Here is a 17271-nt window from a genome sequence, read left to right on the forward strand (position 1 = left end):
GTTCGAGGTTCGAGGTTCGAGAAATGAAAAAACCTTGCGGTTAACATCGCAAGGTTTTTTTTATTTTTAAATGACCAACTTTACGCGGGGTAAACCCGCTGCTAGGTAATTTCAACTCGTAGCCCGTTGCTCGCAGCCCGTTAACTCTAACCTTCGTATTTTAAGCTAAATGTTCTCGGGCTAAATACTCTAACGATTGCATTTCTTGTAAGCGACTAATACAGCGTTTAAATTCAAAGTTTAAATTGCCTTGTGTATAGAGCTCGGTAATCGGTTTTTCTGCAGAGATAATTAACGTTACATTACGCTCATAAAATTCATCTACCAACGCAATAAAGCGCCTTGCTGCGTCATCATTATTTTGCCCTAGCTGTTTTACATTAGATAAAATCACCGTGTTATATAATCGGCTTATTTCCATGTAATCAACTTGGCTACGCGCGGTTTCACACAGTTCGCTAAATTCAAACATAACGATGCAGTCAGACACCTTGCGGGTTTTGATCATCCGCCCTTCTATTTCTATTGGGGTATCTAGTTTACCGACTTCTGGCGAGAGCTTGTCAAAATATTCGAATAGGTTTTTATCGGCTTGTTCATCAAGCGGGCTATGAAAAATTTCTGCTTGCTCAAGAGTACGTAATCGGTAATCAACGCCTGAATCTACATTAACTATTTCAGTATGCTTATTCACTAAGGCAATAGCCGGTAAAAAACGGGCACGCTGTAAACCATTGCGGTATAAGTCGTCAGGTATAATATTTGACGTGGCAACCAGTACAATACCGCGAGCGAATAATGCTTCCATTAAACCACCGAGCAACATAGCGTCGGTAATGTCTTGAACAAAAAATTCATCAAAACAAATTATGTCTGTTTCTGCTTTGAAAATATCGGCTACTGTTTCTAAAGGGTTGGCAGTGTTATTTAACTTTTTAAGTTCATCGTGCACGCGGTGCATAAAGCGGTGAAAATGCACTCGCATTTTTCTATCACCCGGTAACGCTTCATAAAAAGTATCAACAAGGTAAGTTTTACCACGGCCTACGCCACCCCAAAAGTATAAACCTTTAATAGGGGCTGGCTCTGCTTTATTAAAAAGCTTTGCAAAAAAACCTTTAGATTGTGGCTTTGCTTGTGTTAAATCGTCGTATAAACGCTGTAAATGACGAACTGCATTTTCTTGTGCTGCGTCATGTACAAAGTCATCGCGTTGAAGGTCTTGCTGGTATGTTTGCCAAGGAGTCATATCTATTTACAGTTAAAACACAGTTTAATTTGTAAAGCATATTAACACGCATCAATACTCAGGGTATATTAGACTTAGTAGCATTTTAATTTTTTAGTTATTTTCGCATAGAGGTGAATTTATGGGTACATTTACATGGGTAGGATTAGTGATAGTAGTTGCTATTGCTGCATTTTTCGTTGGTGCCTTTGTCACTAAAAAACAGTTTAAACAAGACGAGTTAGAGCAACAAGCAGAGCAAGCTAAGCATTCGCTTGAGCAGTATCGCCAAGATGTTGCCGACCATTTAGCGAATACTGGTAAGTTAGTAAACAAAATGAAAGAAAACTACGATCAGTTATTAAGTCACGTTGAAGAAACTAATCAACTGTTACTTGAAGACAGAAATAAAGCCCCTGCTGAACCGTTTTTCTCTAAAGAAACCACCGAACAGTTACAAGCGTCATTAAAAGAACGTAGTTCAGATCGCTCAAACGCCGATGCTCAACCAGCTGATTATGTGTCGGGTAAGTCAGGTTTATTTGCAGGTGATGAGAATACTTCTAAAGCATCTTGATGAACTTTTTTTTGACCCCATAGTCTTTAGATATAACAGCTTTGTTGTTTTATCTTACTGATATACTTTTTTGAGGCTGCTTATTGCAGCCTTTTGCTTTTTAAGTGGAGTAAACCCTGACTATGAAAATGAAATTATCACTTATCAGTGCTGCTATTTTATCTACTAGCTTATTATTAAGTCCAACCGCCTCGTTTGCTAAGTTGCCGGTTGCCGTTAATGGTCAACAATTACCAACACTTGCCCCTATGCTTGAGCAAATCACGCCAGGTGTAGTGAGTATTCAGGTTTCAGGCTCTAAAGAAGTGCGTCGACGTGGTGACCCACTAGATTTCTTTTTTGGCAACCCGCAGCCACGTAGCCAAAAGCGACAGTTTAGTGGTTTAGGCTCCGGAGTTATTATTGATGCCGACAAAGGCTATGTGGTAACTAACAACCATGTAGTTCAAGATGCCGAAAAAATGGTGGTTACCCTCGAAGATGGCCGCGAATATGATGCAACAAAAATTGGCAGCGATAAAGAGTCTGATATTGCGCTACTACAAATAGACGCAGATGAATTAACCTCTGTAAAACTTGCTAACTCAGATGACTTACGTGTCGGTGATTTTGCTGTAGCTATTGGTAACCCGTTTGGTTTAAGCCACACTGTTACCTCAGGTATTGTTAGCGCATTAGGTCGTAGTGGTTTAAATATTGAAGGTTACGAAGATTTCATTCAAACCGATGCCGCGATTAACCAAGGCAACTCAGGTGGCGCTTTAGTTAATTTAAACGGTGAGTTAATTGGTATTAATACCGCTATTTTAGGTGCATCGGGTGGTAATGTGGGGATTGGTTTTGCTATTCCATCAAATATGATGAAAAACCTTGTTGATCAAATTGTAGAACATGGTGAAGTACGCCGTGGCTCGCTAGGTATTTCAGGCCGCCCTCTTGATGCAGGCCTTGCCAAAGCACAGCAGCTTGATGTTAAACAAGGTGCTTACGTTATGCAGGTACTCGATGATACAGCTGCCAGCAAAGCCGGTATTAAAGCAGGCGATGTGATTATTAGCATTAATGGCAGTGAAATTAGTGGCTTCCATGAACTGCGAAGCAAAATAGCCACCTTAGGTGAAGGCCGTGAAGTGCAGCTAGGAATTTATCGTGACGGTAAAGTTAAAAACGTTGAAGTTACCCTAGATGGCGCATCAGGAATTACAGCTGCAGGTGAAGAATTACACCCAGCATTCCAAGGTGCAACACTAGAAAATGTGAAGAAAAACAAAATGAAAGGCATTGAGGTAACCTCGGTCGATCCTCGTTCACCATCAGCACGGGTTGGCCTTGAAGAAGGCGATGTTATTGTGCAAGTAAACCGTCAACGGGTAGAAAGCATTCGCGACATGAACCAAATTATCGACGATATTCAAGGTAATATTGTGTTAGGTGTTAAACGCGGACGCGAGTCTATCTTTGTATTAATTCAGTAATAATACAATAAAAGTAACAGCGGCACTTGCCGCTGTTATTTTTTTTGTGCCATCATAAAGGGATTGCTCACTAACAATAAGAATACCGTGCTAAAACTTCTAAAATTTGTACTTCCTCCTTTGTTTGCCGGTTTAGGCATAGCTTTTTTAGTGGTTTTTTTCAGCCCTAACATGCGTACCGCATTACTACCTAATGTTCCCCTGCCCAGTGCAATGACCGCCAGCCATTTGAGCTTTTCTGATGCGGTTAAACGCGCAGCACCATCGGTTGTTACTATTTTTTCAGAAAGCATTTCAAAAGAGCCACGCTACAAGCGCCAAAATACCGTGCAAGAGCTCGGTTCTGGCGTGATCATGTCACCCGATGGCTATATATTGACTAATTATCATGTGATCAATAATGCCGATCAAATACTGGTAATTCTTACCGATGGGAGACGTTTTTTTGATGTACAACTTATTGGCTTTGATACCATTACCGATTTAGCATTATTAAAAATAAATGCCAACCACCTCCCTGTTATTCCTGTTAATGACAACTACACCTCGAATGTAGGCGATTTGGTGTTAGCAATCGGGAATCCATTAAATTTAGGGCAAACAATTACTCAGGGGATCATTAGCGCCACTGGAAAGCAAAAAATTACCGACAGTCCTTACAATAATTTATTGCAAATGGATGCTGCCATTAACGTGGGTAATTCGGGGGGAGCGCTGGTAAATTCTAATGGCGACTTAGTAGGGATCACCTCAGCCCAATTTAAAACCCGTGAGAACTTGAACATTCAGGGAATATTTTTTGCTGTACCTTATACCCTTGCTAAAGAAGTTATGGGTAAACTTATTCGCCATGGTCGCGTTGTTCGTGGTTATTTGGGCTTTGAAGGCACTGCAGTAGATAGTACAGGCAAAGAGGTCAATGATAGCTTAACGCCTGTCGCAGGCATGCGTATTACCAATCTCGACCCTCTAGGTCCTGCATGGCAGGCGGGTATAGAAGAGCAAGACATTGTGATTAAAATTGCAGGGCTTTCAGTGGCTAATCCACAAAATGTATTAAAAAAGATAGGCAGTACCGAGCCAGGTAAAGAAATTGAGTTTGAGCTATACCGTAACGGTAAAATACAAAAAATAATGGTGAAAGTAGCCGAGCTCGAAACCAAGCTATAAAGCGCTTGTTTACCCTTTGGCATTAGGCATAAAAAAACGCGATATATAATCGCGTTTTTTATGCGTTAGAATAATAATTGTATTAATATAACTAATTGCTTTTGCGTTTGATGTTAGCACCTAACGCACTGAGTTTATCTTCAATACGCTGATAACCTCTATCTACATGATAAATACGATCAACAACCGTTTCACCTTGGGCCACAATCCCCGTTAAAATAAGGCTCGCTGATGCTCGTAAATCGGTTGCCATAACCTGCGCACCCGATAAGCTTTGTGTCTCACCACAAAAAGCCGTATTGCCTTCAAGGCGAATATTAGCGCCCATACGTTGTAACTCAGGCACATGCATAAACCGATTTTCAAAAATAGTTTCGGTAATGGTCGCACTGCCGTTAGCCACTACATTTAAAGCGGTAAATTGAGCTTGCATGTCGGTTGGAAAACCTGGGTGCGGCATAGTTTTAATATTAACCGCTTTAAGCTCTCGGCCTCGCATATCAAGATAAATACTATCCTCATGCACTTCTAGTAGCGCGTTGGTTGCACGCAGTTTTTCAATTACCGGCTCAAGTGAATGAAAGTCGGTCATTTTACACAGTACTTCGCCACCGGCCATCGCGGCGGCAACTAAGAAGGTACCGGTTTCAATACGATCCGGCAATATGCGGTGCTCACAACCTGATAAACGCTCAACCCCTTCAATCTCAATACGGCTAGAACCTGCACCAGTAATTTTAGCGCCCATTGCAATTAAGCAATTAGCTAAATCAATGATTTCGGGCTCGCGCGCTGCATTTTCTAAAACAGTTTTGCCATCTGCAAGCGTTGCCGCCATGAGTAAGTTTTCGGTAGCACCGACACTGATCATTTCCATGAAAATTTCAGCGCCTTTTAAGCGTCCATCTACTTTGGCATTAATATAACCATTTTCCACAGTTATTTGCGCGCCCATGCGCTCTAAACCTTGAATATGAATATCAACTGGGCGTGCACCAATAGCACAGCCACCCGGCAAAGATACTTGAGCCTTACCAAAACGAGCCACTAAAGGCCCAAGTGCGAGCACTGATGCGCGCATTTGCTTTACTAATTCATAAGGCGCTAACGTACTATTTACCGTTGCACCATCAATAATAAGTGAATCACCTTGCCACTGAACATCAGCGCCTAAGGTTTTTAATAAGGCTTCAGTAGTTATAATATCGCGAAGGCGCGGTACATTAGTAAAGGTACTCTTGCCCTCGGGTAATAAGGCTGCAAATAAAATAGGCAGTGCCGCATTTTTAGCGCCAGAAATAGTTACTTCACCAGCCAGCGAAGTGCCACCTTGAATTACAAATTGATCCATCTAAGGGGCCTTATTTATTGCGGTAAAATGAATTTTTGCTCACGTTTCCACTCAGTCGGAGTAAAAGCGCGGATAGAAACAGCATGAATGGTGCCATCTGAAATAGTATTCATTAATGGGCCATACACTAACTGTTGCTTTTTAACACGACTTAATCCGTCAAAGCATTCACCAACTGCAATTACTTCATAATGACTGCCATTGGCTTTTACATGTACTTCAGCTAACTGAAGTTCGTCGCGTAATAATGTTTCGACCTGACTCGTTTCCATAACTCTCACTCAAATAGGGTTGTAACCTGACCCAACTGCATAAGATTTTGCAGTTGTTCAGGTGGGTTTTGCAATTCAAGGCGAATACCTTGCTGCTTAAATTCTGTAAAAGAGTGAATTAACCAAGCTAAGCCGGCTGTGTCAACCCTTGTGACCTCAGTTAGGTCAAAATAAAGGGTTTTATGCTTAGTTTGTCGCTTAGTGTTCAGAAGCCGTTCATTGCCAATTGAGTTATGAGTCAATTCACCAGTAACTCGTAAATGCTGCTCATCAACTTGGCTGATTGCCAATTTACTCATTTGTATCGCTGCCTCTAAACTGAACCGGTAGCTTACTTTTTTGCTCTAATAGGCCGCTAACATGGTCAATACCTTGTTGGCGTAAAATACCCTGAAGTTCACTTTGTTTTGCATCAAGTAAACTAATACCTTCAGCAATCATGTCGTAAGCGCGCCACTCACCGCTTCGGTCTTCACGTACTTTAAAATCAATTTTTATATCAGGTTTACCCGCTTCAACAATTTTGGTTTTTACCACCACCACGTCTTTACCTTTAAACGGTTGCTCGGCAGCAAATTCAACTTGTTGATTAGTGTATTGGGTAAATACACCGGCATAGGTGGCAACTAAATACTCTCTAAACGCACCAATAAAACGCTGAATATCTTCAATTGCTTTTGCTTTTTCTGCCTTGTCGGTAATTGCGCGTACCTTAGAAACTTCGCTACCTAACACTCTTAGTGCTGCATATTTGTAGTCGATGTACGGCATTAACTCTTCTTCAACAATAACACGTAAATGTTCTTTATCTTTTACTATTAATGGTTGATCTTGAGTAATTCGTGCAAAGGTATTGTCAGCAACTTGACGTACCATTTTATTAGGATCAGTTAATTTTACTTCTGCTGCTTGCACGCTTTGTAATAGCATTAAACTTACCAGCGCAATACTTACTAAAAATGTTTTCAACATAATAATTACTCACTACCTTGGTTGAATAAGAACTGGCCAATTAATTCTTCAAGTACCAATGCCGATTTGGTATCAGTAATTGAATCGCCACTTGCTAATGCTTTGCTTTGCACCCCAAATAAATCATCAATAGCTTGGTCTTGTGCACTGTTTGCAACATCTTCGCCTAAACAACGTTGTTTAGCTGAATCTGAAGCGATCACAGGGTTAATACCTAAATATTGCTCACCTAAAATACCCGAGGTTAAAATTGAGATAGAGCTGGTATCTGAAAAACGACATAAATACTGCGCATCAATACTCATGTTCACCACAGGTAAAAACTCTTGCGGGTGTACATAAATTGACTCGACACGACCAATAACAACTCCCCCTACTTTAATAGGCGCGCGAGTTTTTAATGAGCCTATATTTTCAAACTTGGCGTTTAATGTGTAGGTTTCACCTGAGCCGCTAATACCTGAATTGGCCACTTTAAGCGCTAGCATTGAAAATGCCAAGATACCCAGTGCGACAAAAAAACCAACTAAAATTTCTAATTTCCGTGAATTCATTATTTAATACCCTATTAGCTAGTAAACATTACCGCTGTCAAAATAAAGTCAAAACCTAATACCGCCAGTGATGAATGCACCACTGTTTCTGTTGTTGCCTTGCTGATCCCTTCTGATGTAGGAACACAGTCATACCCTTTATAAAGCGCAATCCAAGTCACAACAATCGCAAATACGATACTTTTAATTAAACCGTTTAGTATATCTTTTTCAAACGACACCTGAGCTTGCATTATTGACCAAAAGCTTCCGGTATCAACGCCTAGCCAATCAACACCGACTAAGTGAGCACCAATAATAGCGACCGCTGAAAAAATTAACGCCAATAACGGCATACTAATCAAGCCAGCCCAAAATCGCGGCGCAATAATACGCCTAAGCGGGTCAATAGCCATCATCTCTAGCGACGATAACTGCTCGGTGGCTTTCATTAAGCCGATTTCAGCGGTTAACGCACTGCCTGCTCTGCCTGCAAATAATAACGCAGTAACTACCGGTCCAAGCTCACGTAACAAGCTAAGCGCTACTAACGGGCCTAGGCTATCTTCTGCACCATAATCAACTAAAACGGTATAACCTTGCAGCGCTAAAACCATGCCGATAAATAATCCTGACACCACAATAATCAACAACGATTGTGAACCAACCATGTAGAGTTGGCGCACCAGCAGAGGCGTACCTTTTTTTAAATTGGGTAAATGCCATAATGCACTTGCCAACATTTGTGTTGAACGCCCGAGTGCTGCAAATCGACCCAGCGTTTTATGACCTATTTTTTGTAGTAAATCCAACATTACTGCGACTCTCCTAACAGTTCATCTGCATAGGTTTGTGCTGGATAATGAAATGGTACAGGCCCATCTGATAATCCTTTTAAAAATTGTTGCACAAGTGGTGATTCGTGCTGACGCATTTCATCTGGCGTGCCGCTACCAATCACACCTTGATCGGCAATAATAATAACGTGGTCGGCAATGCTCATTACTTCACTCACATCGTGCGTAACAATTAAAGAAGATAAACCAAGTACTTCATTTAATGACTTAATCAGCTTAACCAACACTCCCATTGAAATGGGATCTTGTCCTGCAAAAGGCTCATCATACATAATTAGCTCAGGATCAAGCGCTATAGAGCGAGCCAAGGCTGCGCGACGTGCCATACCACCAGATAACTCTGAAGGCATTAAATCTTTAGCACCACGTAAGCCAACTGCTTGTAGTTTCATTAAAACCACTAAACGGATTAAGTCTTCACTGAGTTGTGTATGCTCGCGGATAGGAAATGCGATATTGTCGAATACCGACATATCGGTAAATAAAGCACCGCTTTGAAATAACATACTCATACGTTTACGTGCCGCGTAGAGCTCTTTACGGGACATGGCGACTATGCTGTCTTTTTTAAATAAAATATCACCGGAGTCGGGTTTGAGCTGGCCACCAATTAAGCGCAGCATCGTGGTTTTGCCAATTCCGCTTGGCCCCATAATGGCAGTAATTTTACCTTCTGGGACATCAAAGCTCATATTTTTGTATATGACCCTATCGCCTCTAGAAAAGGTAACATCCTTGACTTCTACTATTGATTGCGACAAGTCGCTCTCCATAACAATATTCTCTCATATTTCTATTTTAAGGGTTTTTTGGTCAAGATGGAAAAAACAATTCGTAAGATTTTGTAATAGCCACGCAAAAACAGCTATAAGACTGCGACAAATTGACTTAACCGATGCTTAAACAAGCAAGTTAACCCATTAAATAATTATTTTAATAACCGCCTAATGTATTACAGCTTACTCTTTTACTTATACTTTTATGGTGGCTTTTGTTACTATTCGCGCTATCTGAATTTACACTAACTGGCTTATCACAATGGTTACCTCGTTTGTCATTTTAATTCTCGGTTTTGCGGCTCTCGTATGGAGTGCGGACAGGTTTGTTTATGGTGCGGCGGCACTGGCTAAAAACTTTGGCGTACCAACATTAATTGTAGGTTTAACCGTGGTAGCTATGGGCTCATCGGCCCCTGAAATGATGGTATCCGCTTCGGCTGCTTTGGCAAATAAAACCGATACAGCCGTAGGTAATGCAGTTGGTTCAAACATCACTAACATATTATTAGTATTAGGTATTACAGCGCTTTTAAGACCGCTTTCAGTCTCTTCAAGTACATTAAAACGAGAAATTCCACTGGTATTATTAGTGTCTATCGCTACTTGGTATATTTTTTCAGATAACTACTTTTCGTTTTTTGAAGGCGCAGCCTTACTCTTTGGTTTTGTTGTTTTTATTGGTGGACTTATTTTTGTATCACTGCGAGCAAAAAACCAAGACGACCCCTTTGTTAGCGAAGCCTGTGATGAAGTACCTGATAATGTCCCAACCAAAAAAGCCGTTTTTTGGTTAGTCGTCGGAATGATTTTACTTCCTGTTAGCTCACACTTTTTAGTTGGCTCAGCCGTTGATATTGCAAAATATTTTGGCTTAAGTGACTTAGTAATTGGTTTAACCATAATAGCCATAGGCACCAGCCTACCTGAACTTGCTGCTTCCATTGCGGGTGTTCTTAAAAATGAAGATGATCTAGCACTGGGTAACATTGTTGGCTCAAATATTTTTAATATTCTCGCGGTGTTACCGCTGGCAGGATTAATTAACCCATCAGTTATTGACGCATCAGTAGCTAACCGTGATGTTTTAATTATGATCGGTGCAACCTTGGCACTTATTGCTATGTCATTGAACTTTAGAGGTCAAAGACGTATCAATAGACTAGAAGGTGGCGTACTCATCGTCGCATTTATGATTTACCAAGGTTATATTTTTAGTCAAGTAGGGTGATCCATGGCAACGCTAAATTTTATTCAACAAGGCTTGCGCGTCCTTGATATAGAACGTCAAGCACTCAGCGATATCGCACAATACGTTAATGAAAGCTTTGATCAAGCGTGCCAATTAATGTACGACTGCTCAGGCCGTATTATTGTTATTGGTATGGGTAAGTCGGGCCATATCGGTAATAAAATAGCAGCCACTTTAGCGAGTACTGGTAGCCCCGCATTTTTTGTACATCCTGGTGAAGCGAGTCATGGCGATTTAGGTATGATTACATCAAATGATGTGGTTATGCTTATATCTAACTCTGGCGAAACCAGTGAAGTGCTTAATATTATTCCGGTATTAAAACGCATTGGCGCAAAAATGATTGCTATGACAGGCAACGAAACGTCAACCATGGCAACATTGGCAAATGTGCATGTGTGTATTAAAGTTGAACAAGAAGCCTGCTCATTAGGCTTAGCGCCAACAGCAAGTACCACAGCAACACTCGCTATGGGCGATGCTATGGCGGTAGCATTATTAGAAGCCCGTGGTTTTACCGCTGATGATTTTGCACTGTCGCATCCAGGTGGCAGTTTAGGCAAACGCTTACTCTTAACCTTAAAAGATGTAATGCACAGCGGTATTCACACGCCTATTATTAATGAAACGCAAACCATTAAAGACGCCTTAATTGAAATGTCAGCCAAAGGGCTTGGCATGACCGCTATTATAAATAGTAATCAGCAATTATCGGGGTTGTTTACCGATGGTGATTTACGCCGTATTTTAGAGCAACGTATTGATATACACAGCACAGAAATTAATGTTGTGATGACAAAGTCATGTACAACAGCCACACAAGACATGCTCGCGGCTGAAGCACTGAACATTATGGAACAAAAACGTATTAATGGTTTAATTGTGATTAATAAGCATAATCACCCTATTGGCGCACTAAATATGCAAGACTTACTAAAAGCGGGAGTGCTATAAATGCAGTTTGAAGATCTTTATCAGCCGTTAAGTGATGATGCAAAAGTGCGCGCAAAAAAAATAAAATTATTAATTTGCGATATTGATGGTGTATTTTCTGATGGACGTATTTATCTTGGCAACCAAGGTGAAGAGCTCAAAGCATTTAATACCAAAGACGGGTTTGGCATTAAAGCCCTTATTAATAGTGGTTTTGAAGTTGCTGTGATCACAGGTCGTCACTCAAAAATAGTTCAACAACGTATGAGCAATTTAACCGTACAGCATATATACCAAGGCCAAGAAAACAAACTCATTGCCTATCAAGAATTAAAACAAAAATTAGCGCTAAGCGATGAGCAAATAGCTTACATTGGTGACGATGGCCCTGACATGCCAGTGATGGAAAAAGTCGGGTTTGCAGTAGCCGTAAACGACGCCCACCCACTGATAAAACGTTTATCGCATTATGTCACTCAGCTGCCAGGCGGCTTTGGTGCAGTAAGAGAGTTAACAGATTTACTGATGCTTGAAAACAATAAGCCACTTACTAGCCAAGGAACCAGTTCATGAATGTAGCTCGCATTATACTGAGCACCTTATTCATAAGCTGTATGGTTTGGCTTTGGTATCCTTATTTTTCTCAGGTAGATATTATTGCGGATGAACAAGCTCAAACTATTGCTAAGCCTGATTACACTGCGATTGAGCTAAAACAAACCGCTTATAATGAGCAAGGTAAAATAAGCCACAAAGTAACTGCGGTAAAAATGGAGTTATACCAACAACTTGGTTTTACCTTTTTTGAAAAACCTATATTTACTTTATACAACGAGCAGCAAACATGGCGTATTAACGCTGATGAGGCCACCCTCTACGACGATCGTCAACTCGTATTAGAGGGCAATGTAAAAGCGCTAAATTTAGCCGATAACGCCATGATCGATACGATCACAGCCGATAGCATCAATGTAGATATAAAACTACTCACTATGCAGTCAGAGCAGCCTGTCGTTATTACAGGACCTAATTTAAAAATCACAGGTAAAGGCCTTGAGGCCGATTTAAAAACCGAAGTGATTAAACTTATTAACCATACGCGAACCCTATATTATGACCAATAACCTATTTAAAATTCTAATTGTTCCTTCATTATTGATTGCATTTCATAGCCATGCAGAGGAAACCACTGAAGCTCCTGCGGCTAATCAAATCTCAATTAGTGCTGACAGGCAGGAAGGTCAATTAAAAGAAAACGTGGGCATTTTTGAGAAAAATGTTGAAATTATTCATGGTAATCGCCGTATCACAGCTGACCGTTTAGAAGTGCATAAACGCGATGACTTAGGCGATAACAAGCAATTATTAATTGCCACAGGCAGCCCTGCATATTTTGAAGAAACACAAGCAGATGGCACCATCATGAGTGCCAGTGCGAATGAAGTGCGTTACGATGTTTCGCAACGTTTTTTAACCTTAATCGGCGATGCCAGTATTGCTCAAGCAGGTCAAAAAATAACTGCCAAAAGTATCACCTACGATATAGAGCAGCAGTTAATTAGCGCAGAAAAAGACGAAAACTCAACAGACCGTGTACACACTATTTTAGTGCCTGTTGAAAACAAAAAAGAAGACGATAAAGGCCAACCATGAGCACATTAAAAGCAGAGCTACTAGCAAAAAGCTATAAAGGCCGTGAAGTGGTGAAAAACGTTGGTCTAGAAGTTGAAGCAGGCAGCATTGTCGGCTTACTTGGCCCCAATGGCGCAGGTAAAACCACGACCTTTTACATGATTGTAGGCCTTGTACCGAGCGATAAAGGTAAAATATCAATCGATGATCAAGATATCACTTTATTACCAATGCACAGCCGAGCTCGCCTAGGGATAGGATATTTACCACAAGAATCATCTATTTTTAGAAAGCTGACGGTTTATCAAAACTTAATGGCTATATTAGAAACACGTAAAGGGCTCAATAAGCAACAACGTGAAGATACCTTAAATAATTTACTTGATGAATTTAGTATTCAGCATATTCGTGACAGCCAAGGTATGGCTCTGTCAGGTGGTGAGCGTCGCCGTGTTGAAATTGCGCGAGCATTAGCAGCAAATCCTAAATTTATACTACTAGACGAACCCTTTGCAGGGGTTGATCCTATCTCTGTATTAGATATTAAAAAGATTATAGAGCACCTTAAAAACCGAGGAATTGGCGTATTGATCACAGATCACAACGTCCGCGAAACACTTGATGTTTGTGAAAAAGCCTACATAGTTTCTCATGGGGAGTTAATTGCATCAGGCACTCCAGAATATGTATTAAACGATAAAACAGTACGCGATGTTTATTTGGGCGAGCAGTTCAAGCTCTAATATGTGTGTTATTCCACTAAGCATCTGCTAAGATTAATCATACTAATTTAAAAGGATTGTTAGAGATAAATGAGGCAATCATTACAGCTGCGCATGGGCCAGCAACTTACAATGACTCCACAGTTGCAACAAGCAATTCGCTTATTGCAGCTCAGTACATTGGATCTCCAGCAAGAAATTCAAGAAGCACTCGATAGTAATCCCTTACTTGAAGTTGAAGAGCAAGATTACAGTGAAGATGCTGCGGGTAAAAACGAACAAAAAGCCGATACCGATGAATCAATGCTAAGTGCTTCAGCTGACGAAAAACCTAGCGAATATGAGCAAGATAGCGGCGAAGCCATGACCAAAGACACCATTAGCGATGATATGGCAATGGATGTTACATGGGATGAATACATGAGCGCAGCACCGGCCTCTTCCTCGGGACCAATGCCTGAAGATGAATCAATTTATCAAGGCTCTTCAACTGAAACACTGCATGAATATTTAATGTGGCAATTGCAACTGACGCCATTTAGCCCAACAGATGAAGCCATCGCGATTGCAATCGTAGAAGCTGTGGACGATTCAGGTATTTTAACCCTTAGCTGTGAAGAAATATTAGAAAGTTTTAATCAAGAAAACGACATAGAAGATGAAGTTGAACTTGATGAAATAGAAGCCGTTTTAAAGCGTATTCAGTTATTTGATCCGGTAGGAATAGCCGCGCGTAGTTTACAAGAGTGTTTGTGTATTCAACTAAATCAGTTTGACCAAGACACGCCTTTTTTAAACGAAACAAAAATGATCTTAACCGATCACATTGACTTACTGGCTGCGCGTGATTATCGCACGTTAATGAAAAAAACTAAGCTCAAAGAAGATGAGCTTAAAGAAGTCATGACGTTAATTCACACGCTTAGCCCAAAACCCGCTGACACTATTGTTAGAGAAGAGTCTGAGTACGTTATTCCTGATGTGTCGGTTAAAAAAGTGAAAGGCCGTTGGGTGGTTGAACTAAACCCAGATAGCATGCCTAAAATTAGGGTAAACAGCCAATATGCAGCTATGTCGCGTACGGTTAAATCAAGCGGCGATAGCCAGTTTATTCGCTCACACTTACAAGAAGCTAAATGGTTTATAAAAAGCTTAGAAAGTAGAAACGACACACTGCTTAAAGTAACTAACTGTATTGTGCAGCAACAACAGGCCTTTTTTGAACATGGTCCTGAGGCGATGAAGCCTATGGTTCTTAATGACGTGGCCGAAATGGTAGAAATGCACGAATCGACTATTTCACGTGTTACTACGCAAAAATACATGCACACACCACGCGGTATTTTTGAGCTTAAATATTTCTTTTCAAGCCATGTAAGCACTGAAAATGGTGGCGAATGTTCATCTACAGCAATACGCGCATTAATTAAAAAATTAATCGCTGCAGAAAACTCAGCTAAACCATTGAGTGATAGTAAAATTGCAGATATATTGGCTGAGCAAGGAATTAAAGTAGCAAGGAGAACTATTGCAAAGTATCGCGAATCTCTAGCTATTCCCCCGTCAAATCAACGTAAAAGTTTGATTTAAGGCGTACAACAAAGAGGAAAATGTTTATGCAACTGAATTTAACTGGTCGCCATGTAGATATTACCGACTCGCTTAGAGACTACGTAAATAGTAAATTTTCGAAGTTACAGAGGCACACTGATCACATAACGAATGTGCACGTTATTCTCGATGTAGAAAAACTAAACCAAAAAGCCGAAGCAACCGTTCATGTTAGTGGCGCTGAGATTTTTGCTTCCACTGAACATCAAGATATGTATGCTGCTATAGACTCGCTGATTGACAAGCTAGATCGTCAAGTAATTAAACACAAAGAGAAACTTGCTCGACACTAACACTATGAAACTAAGCTCACTTATCTGTCAGGACTGCAGTAAAGCTGCGGTCCTTTTTAATAGTAAAAAAAGAATTTTAGAATTTATCAGTGAATTGGCTCACAATAAACTGCCCTATTTAACACAACAAGATATTCTTAACGCGTTAACCGCCAGAGAAAAACTAGGGAGTACAGGTATAGGTCGAGGAATTGCAATTCCTCATGGTCGTATGAGTGGTGTACAAGAGCCTCTTGCACTTATATTAGTGAGCGAAACGGCTATTAATTTTGATGCGATAGATAACAGACCGGTCGACATTTTTGTTGCCTTAATTGTACCTGATGGTGACAATAAGCAGCATTTAAAAACCTTAGCCACGATAGCAGAAAAGCTCAACGATAAAGAATTTTGTAAGCAATTACGAGCGGCAAAATCCGACAATGAGCTGTATCAAGTAATTGTAAGTCAACCGTAGTAACAATTAAGGGTGATAAATGGAATTAATAATTATAAGTGGTCGCTCAGGTTCTGGTAAATCTGTTGCGCTGCGTGTTGTTGAGGATTTAGGTTATTATTGTGTAGATAATATTCCTTTAAATTTATTGCCATCTCTTGTTCGTAGTGTTTCCGACAGCTACAACAAAATAGCCGTAAGTGTTGATGTGCGTAATTTACCTAAAGAGCAGCAACAGTTTAATGAAATCATTGAATATTTACCTGGTTTCACTAAGCCAACGGTGTTTTATTTAGACAGTGACGATCAAACCTTAATTAAACGTTTTTCAGAAACACGGCGTCTTCATCCTCTTTCGATTGATTCACTGCCACTTGATTTAGCAATAAAAAAAGAAAAACAACTCCTTGATGTACTCATTAACCGTGCCGATTATATGATTGATACTACGGATTTAAGTGTGCATCAGCTGGCTGAATCTATTCGTGAAAAAATACTCGGTAAAAAAGACAAACAACTGATCATTACCTTTGAGTCATTTGGTTTTAAGCACGGTATACCCAAAGAAGCAGATTATGTATTTGACGCTCGCTTTTTACCAAACCCGCATTGGGAGCCTGAACTTAAGCCACTCACAGGGTTAGATCAACCAGTAAAAGACTACCTAGCCAGCCACAGCATAGTACAAAAATTTACATGGCAAATTCAAACATTCGTGCAAACATGGCTGCCTCATTTAGAAAGAAATAACCGCAGCTATTTGACCATAGCTATAGGCTGTACCGGAGGGCAACACCGCTCAGTTTATTTAGCGCAAACTATAGGTGAAAGCTTTGCAATGAGTCATCCTAATGTAAAAATTCGCCATCGAGAACAAGAATAAAGCTTGAGAGAATATTAATGCGGTTAGAAAACACATTTTTAATAAAAAACAAGTTAGGCCTGCATGCCAGAGCGGCCACTGTACTGGCACAGCTTTCTGTGCAATTTGATGCCTCAATCACGTTATTTCAAGACGATAAACAAGCCGCTGGCGACAGTGTATTAGCACTTATGTTACTCGAAAGCAGTCAAGGCAAAGAAGTTAAGGTAGTATGTGAAGGCCCTGACGCAGAGCCTGCACTTAATGCAATTGGTGAGCTTATTGACCAACGATTTAATGAGCAAGAGTAATCCTGCTT

General features: G+C 40.5%; 22 protein-coding genes. 14 read left to right on the plus strand and 8 right to left on the minus strand.

Annotated elements, in window-relative coordinates; genetic code table 11:
- Positions 1 to 160: 160 nt before the first annotated feature.
- Positions 161 to 1249: a cell division protein ZapE gene (gene zapE, locus CWB77_RS16375; protein WP_138623642.1), complete on the minus strand. Its 1089-nt coding sequence runs from the start codon at positions 1247 to 1249 to the stop codon at positions 161 to 163.
- Positions 1250 to 1370: 121 nt separating this feature from the next.
- Here zapE and CWB77_RS16380 point away from each other — a divergent pair, with 121 nt between their 5' ends.
- The 3 genes from CWB77_RS16380 (at position 1371) to CWB77_RS16390 (ending at position 4450) form a co-directional block, all read left to right on the plus strand.
- Complete coding sequence (locus CWB77_RS16380; RefSeq protein ID WP_055013343.1) at positions 1371 to 1805, plus strand: Z-ring associated ZapG family protein; 435 nt, start codon at positions 1371 to 1373, stop codon at positions 1803 to 1805.
- A 122-nt stretch (positions 1806 to 1927) separates the two neighbouring features.
- The gene (locus CWB77_RS16385; RefSeq protein WP_138623644.1) at positions 1928 to 3280 is read left to right on the plus strand and encodes a Do family serine endopeptidase; all 1353 of its coding nucleotides are present in this window, start codon (positions 1928 to 1930) and stop codon (positions 3278 to 3280) included.
- An 87-nt stretch (positions 3281 to 3367) separates the two neighbouring features.
- Positions 3368 to 4450, plus strand: a complete 1083-nt coding sequence (locus CWB77_RS16390) for a trypsin-like peptidase domain-containing protein (RefSeq protein WP_055013341.1) — start codon at positions 3368 to 3370, stop codon at positions 4448 to 4450.
- 91 nt (positions 4451 to 4541) lie between these two features.
- Here CWB77_RS16390 and murA read toward each other — a convergent pair whose 3' ends face one another.
- From murA to CWB77_RS16425, 7 genes are read right to left on the minus strand one after another with little or no spacing between them, the layout of a single operon-like run.
- Positions 4542 to 5801 carry a UDP-N-acetylglucosamine 1-carboxyvinyltransferase gene (gene murA / locus CWB77_RS16395; protein WP_138623646.1) on the minus strand — a complete coding sequence of 420 codons (1260 nt, stop codon included), beginning with the start codon at positions 5799 to 5801 and terminating at the stop codon, positions 4542 to 4544.
- 14 nt (positions 5802 to 5815) lie between these two features.
- Positions 5816 to 6073: a BolA family protein gene (locus CWB77_RS16400; protein ID WP_007378312.1), complete on the minus strand. Its 258-nt coding sequence runs from the start codon at positions 6071 to 6073 to the stop codon at positions 5816 to 5818.
- A gap of 5 nt (positions 6074 to 6078) precedes the next feature.
- Complete coding sequence (locus CWB77_RS16405; RefSeq protein ID WP_010390575.1) at positions 6079 to 6372, minus strand: STAS domain-containing protein; 294 nt, start codon at positions 6370 to 6372, stop codon at positions 6079 to 6081.
- Positions 6365 to 7045 carry an MlaC/ttg2D family ABC transporter substrate-binding protein gene (locus tag CWB77_RS16410; RefSeq protein ID WP_010390574.1) on the minus strand — a complete coding sequence of 227 codons (681 nt, stop codon included), beginning with the start codon at positions 7043 to 7045 and terminating at the stop codon, positions 6365 to 6367. Before CWB77_RS16410 ends, CWB77_RS16405 begins: the two co-directional genes overlap by 8 nt.
- Positions 7046 to 7050: 5 nt before the next feature.
- Positions 7051 to 7599 carry an outer membrane lipid asymmetry maintenance protein MlaD gene (gene mlaD, locus CWB77_RS16415; protein WP_008115537.1) on the minus strand — a complete coding sequence of 183 codons (549 nt, stop codon included), beginning with the start codon at positions 7597 to 7599 and terminating at the stop codon, positions 7051 to 7053.
- Between the two features lie 14 nt (positions 7600 to 7613).
- Positions 7614 to 8393 (minus strand): lipid asymmetry maintenance ABC transporter permease subunit MlaE, encoded by a 780-nt coding sequence (gene mlaE / locus CWB77_RS16420; protein ID WP_010390572.1) that lies wholly within the window; start codon positions 8391 to 8393, stop codon positions 7614 to 7616.
- Positions 8393 to 9208, minus strand: coding sequence for an ATP-binding cassette domain-containing protein (locus tag CWB77_RS16425; RefSeq protein WP_084601856.1), 816 nt, complete (start codon positions 9206 to 9208; stop codon positions 8393 to 8395). Before CWB77_RS16425 ends, mlaE begins: the two co-directional genes overlap by 1 nt.
- Positions 9209 to 9473: 265 nt before the next feature.
- On the opposite strand from CWB77_RS16425, the gene CWB77_RS16430 reads away from it, so the two are divergent.
- The 11 genes from CWB77_RS16430 (at position 9474) to CWB77_RS16480 (ending at position 17263) form a co-directional block, all read left to right on the plus strand.
- Positions 9474 to 10442: a calcium/sodium antiporter gene (locus tag CWB77_RS16430; RefSeq protein WP_054202369.1), complete on the plus strand. Its 969-nt coding sequence runs from the start codon at positions 9474 to 9476 to the stop codon at positions 10440 to 10442.
- Between the two features lie 3 nt (positions 10443 to 10445).
- Positions 10446 to 11417, plus strand: coding sequence for a KpsF/GutQ family sugar-phosphate isomerase (locus CWB77_RS16435; RefSeq protein ID WP_109875415.1), 972 nt, complete (start codon positions 10446 to 10448; stop codon positions 11415 to 11417).
- Positions 11418 to 11969 carry a 3-deoxy-manno-octulosonate-8-phosphatase KdsC gene (gene kdsC, locus CWB77_RS16440; protein ID WP_109875416.1) on the plus strand — a complete coding sequence of 184 codons (552 nt, stop codon included), beginning with the start codon at positions 11418 to 11420 and terminating at the stop codon, positions 11967 to 11969.
- Positions 11966 to 12520 carry an LPS export ABC transporter periplasmic protein LptC gene (gene lptC, locus CWB77_RS16445; RefSeq protein ID WP_138623648.1) on the plus strand — a complete coding sequence of 185 codons (555 nt, stop codon included), beginning with the start codon at positions 11966 to 11968 and terminating at the stop codon, positions 12518 to 12520. Before kdsC ends, lptC begins: the two co-directional genes overlap by 4 nt.
- On the plus strand, positions 12510 to 13049 hold the full coding sequence (gene lptA, locus CWB77_RS16450; protein WP_010390566.1) for a lipopolysaccharide transport periplasmic protein LptA: 540 nt from the start codon (positions 12510 to 12512) through the stop codon (positions 13047 to 13049). Before lptC ends, lptA begins: the two co-directional genes overlap by 11 nt.
- Positions 13046 to 13771: an LPS export ABC transporter ATP-binding protein gene (gene lptB, locus CWB77_RS16455; RefSeq protein ID WP_010390565.1), complete on the plus strand. Its 726-nt coding sequence runs from the start codon at positions 13046 to 13048 to the stop codon at positions 13769 to 13771. The genes lptA and lptB overlap by 4 nt, the downstream gene beginning before the upstream one ends.
- 69 nt (positions 13772 to 13840) lie before the next feature.
- Positions 13841 to 15340 (plus strand): RNA polymerase factor sigma-54, encoded by a 1500-nt coding sequence (locus CWB77_RS16460; protein ID WP_016900280.1) that lies wholly within the window; start codon positions 13841 to 13843, stop codon positions 15338 to 15340.
- Positions 15341 to 15366: 26 nt separating this feature from the next.
- Entirely contained in the window at positions 15367 to 15654 is a 288-nt protein-coding gene (gene hpf, locus CWB77_RS16465; protein ID WP_010390562.1) for a ribosome hibernation promoting factor, read from the plus strand.
- A gap of 4 nt (positions 15655 to 15658) precedes the next feature.
- Positions 15659 to 16111, plus strand: coding sequence for a PTS IIA-like nitrogen regulatory protein PtsN (gene ptsN / locus CWB77_RS16470; RefSeq protein ID WP_010390560.1), 453 nt, complete (start codon positions 15659 to 15661; stop codon positions 16109 to 16111).
- 19 nt (positions 16112 to 16130) lie between these two features.
- Positions 16131 to 16973, plus strand: a complete 843-nt coding sequence (gene rapZ, locus CWB77_RS16475) for an RNase adapter RapZ (protein WP_010390558.1) — start codon at positions 16131 to 16133, stop codon at positions 16971 to 16973.
- Positions 16974 to 16990: 17 nt separating this feature from the next.
- Positions 16991 to 17263 (plus strand): HPr family phosphocarrier protein, encoded by a 273-nt coding sequence (locus CWB77_RS16480; protein WP_008115514.1) that lies wholly within the window; start codon positions 16991 to 16993, stop codon positions 17261 to 17263.
- The last annotated feature ends 8 nt before the right edge of the window (positions 17264 to 17271 follow it).

The sequence above is a fragment of the Pseudoalteromonas sp. S1610 genome, assembly GCF_005887465.1.
GTDB classification, from domain to species: Bacteria; Pseudomonadota; Gammaproteobacteria; order Enterobacterales; family Alteromonadaceae; genus Pseudoalteromonas; species Pseudoalteromonas undina.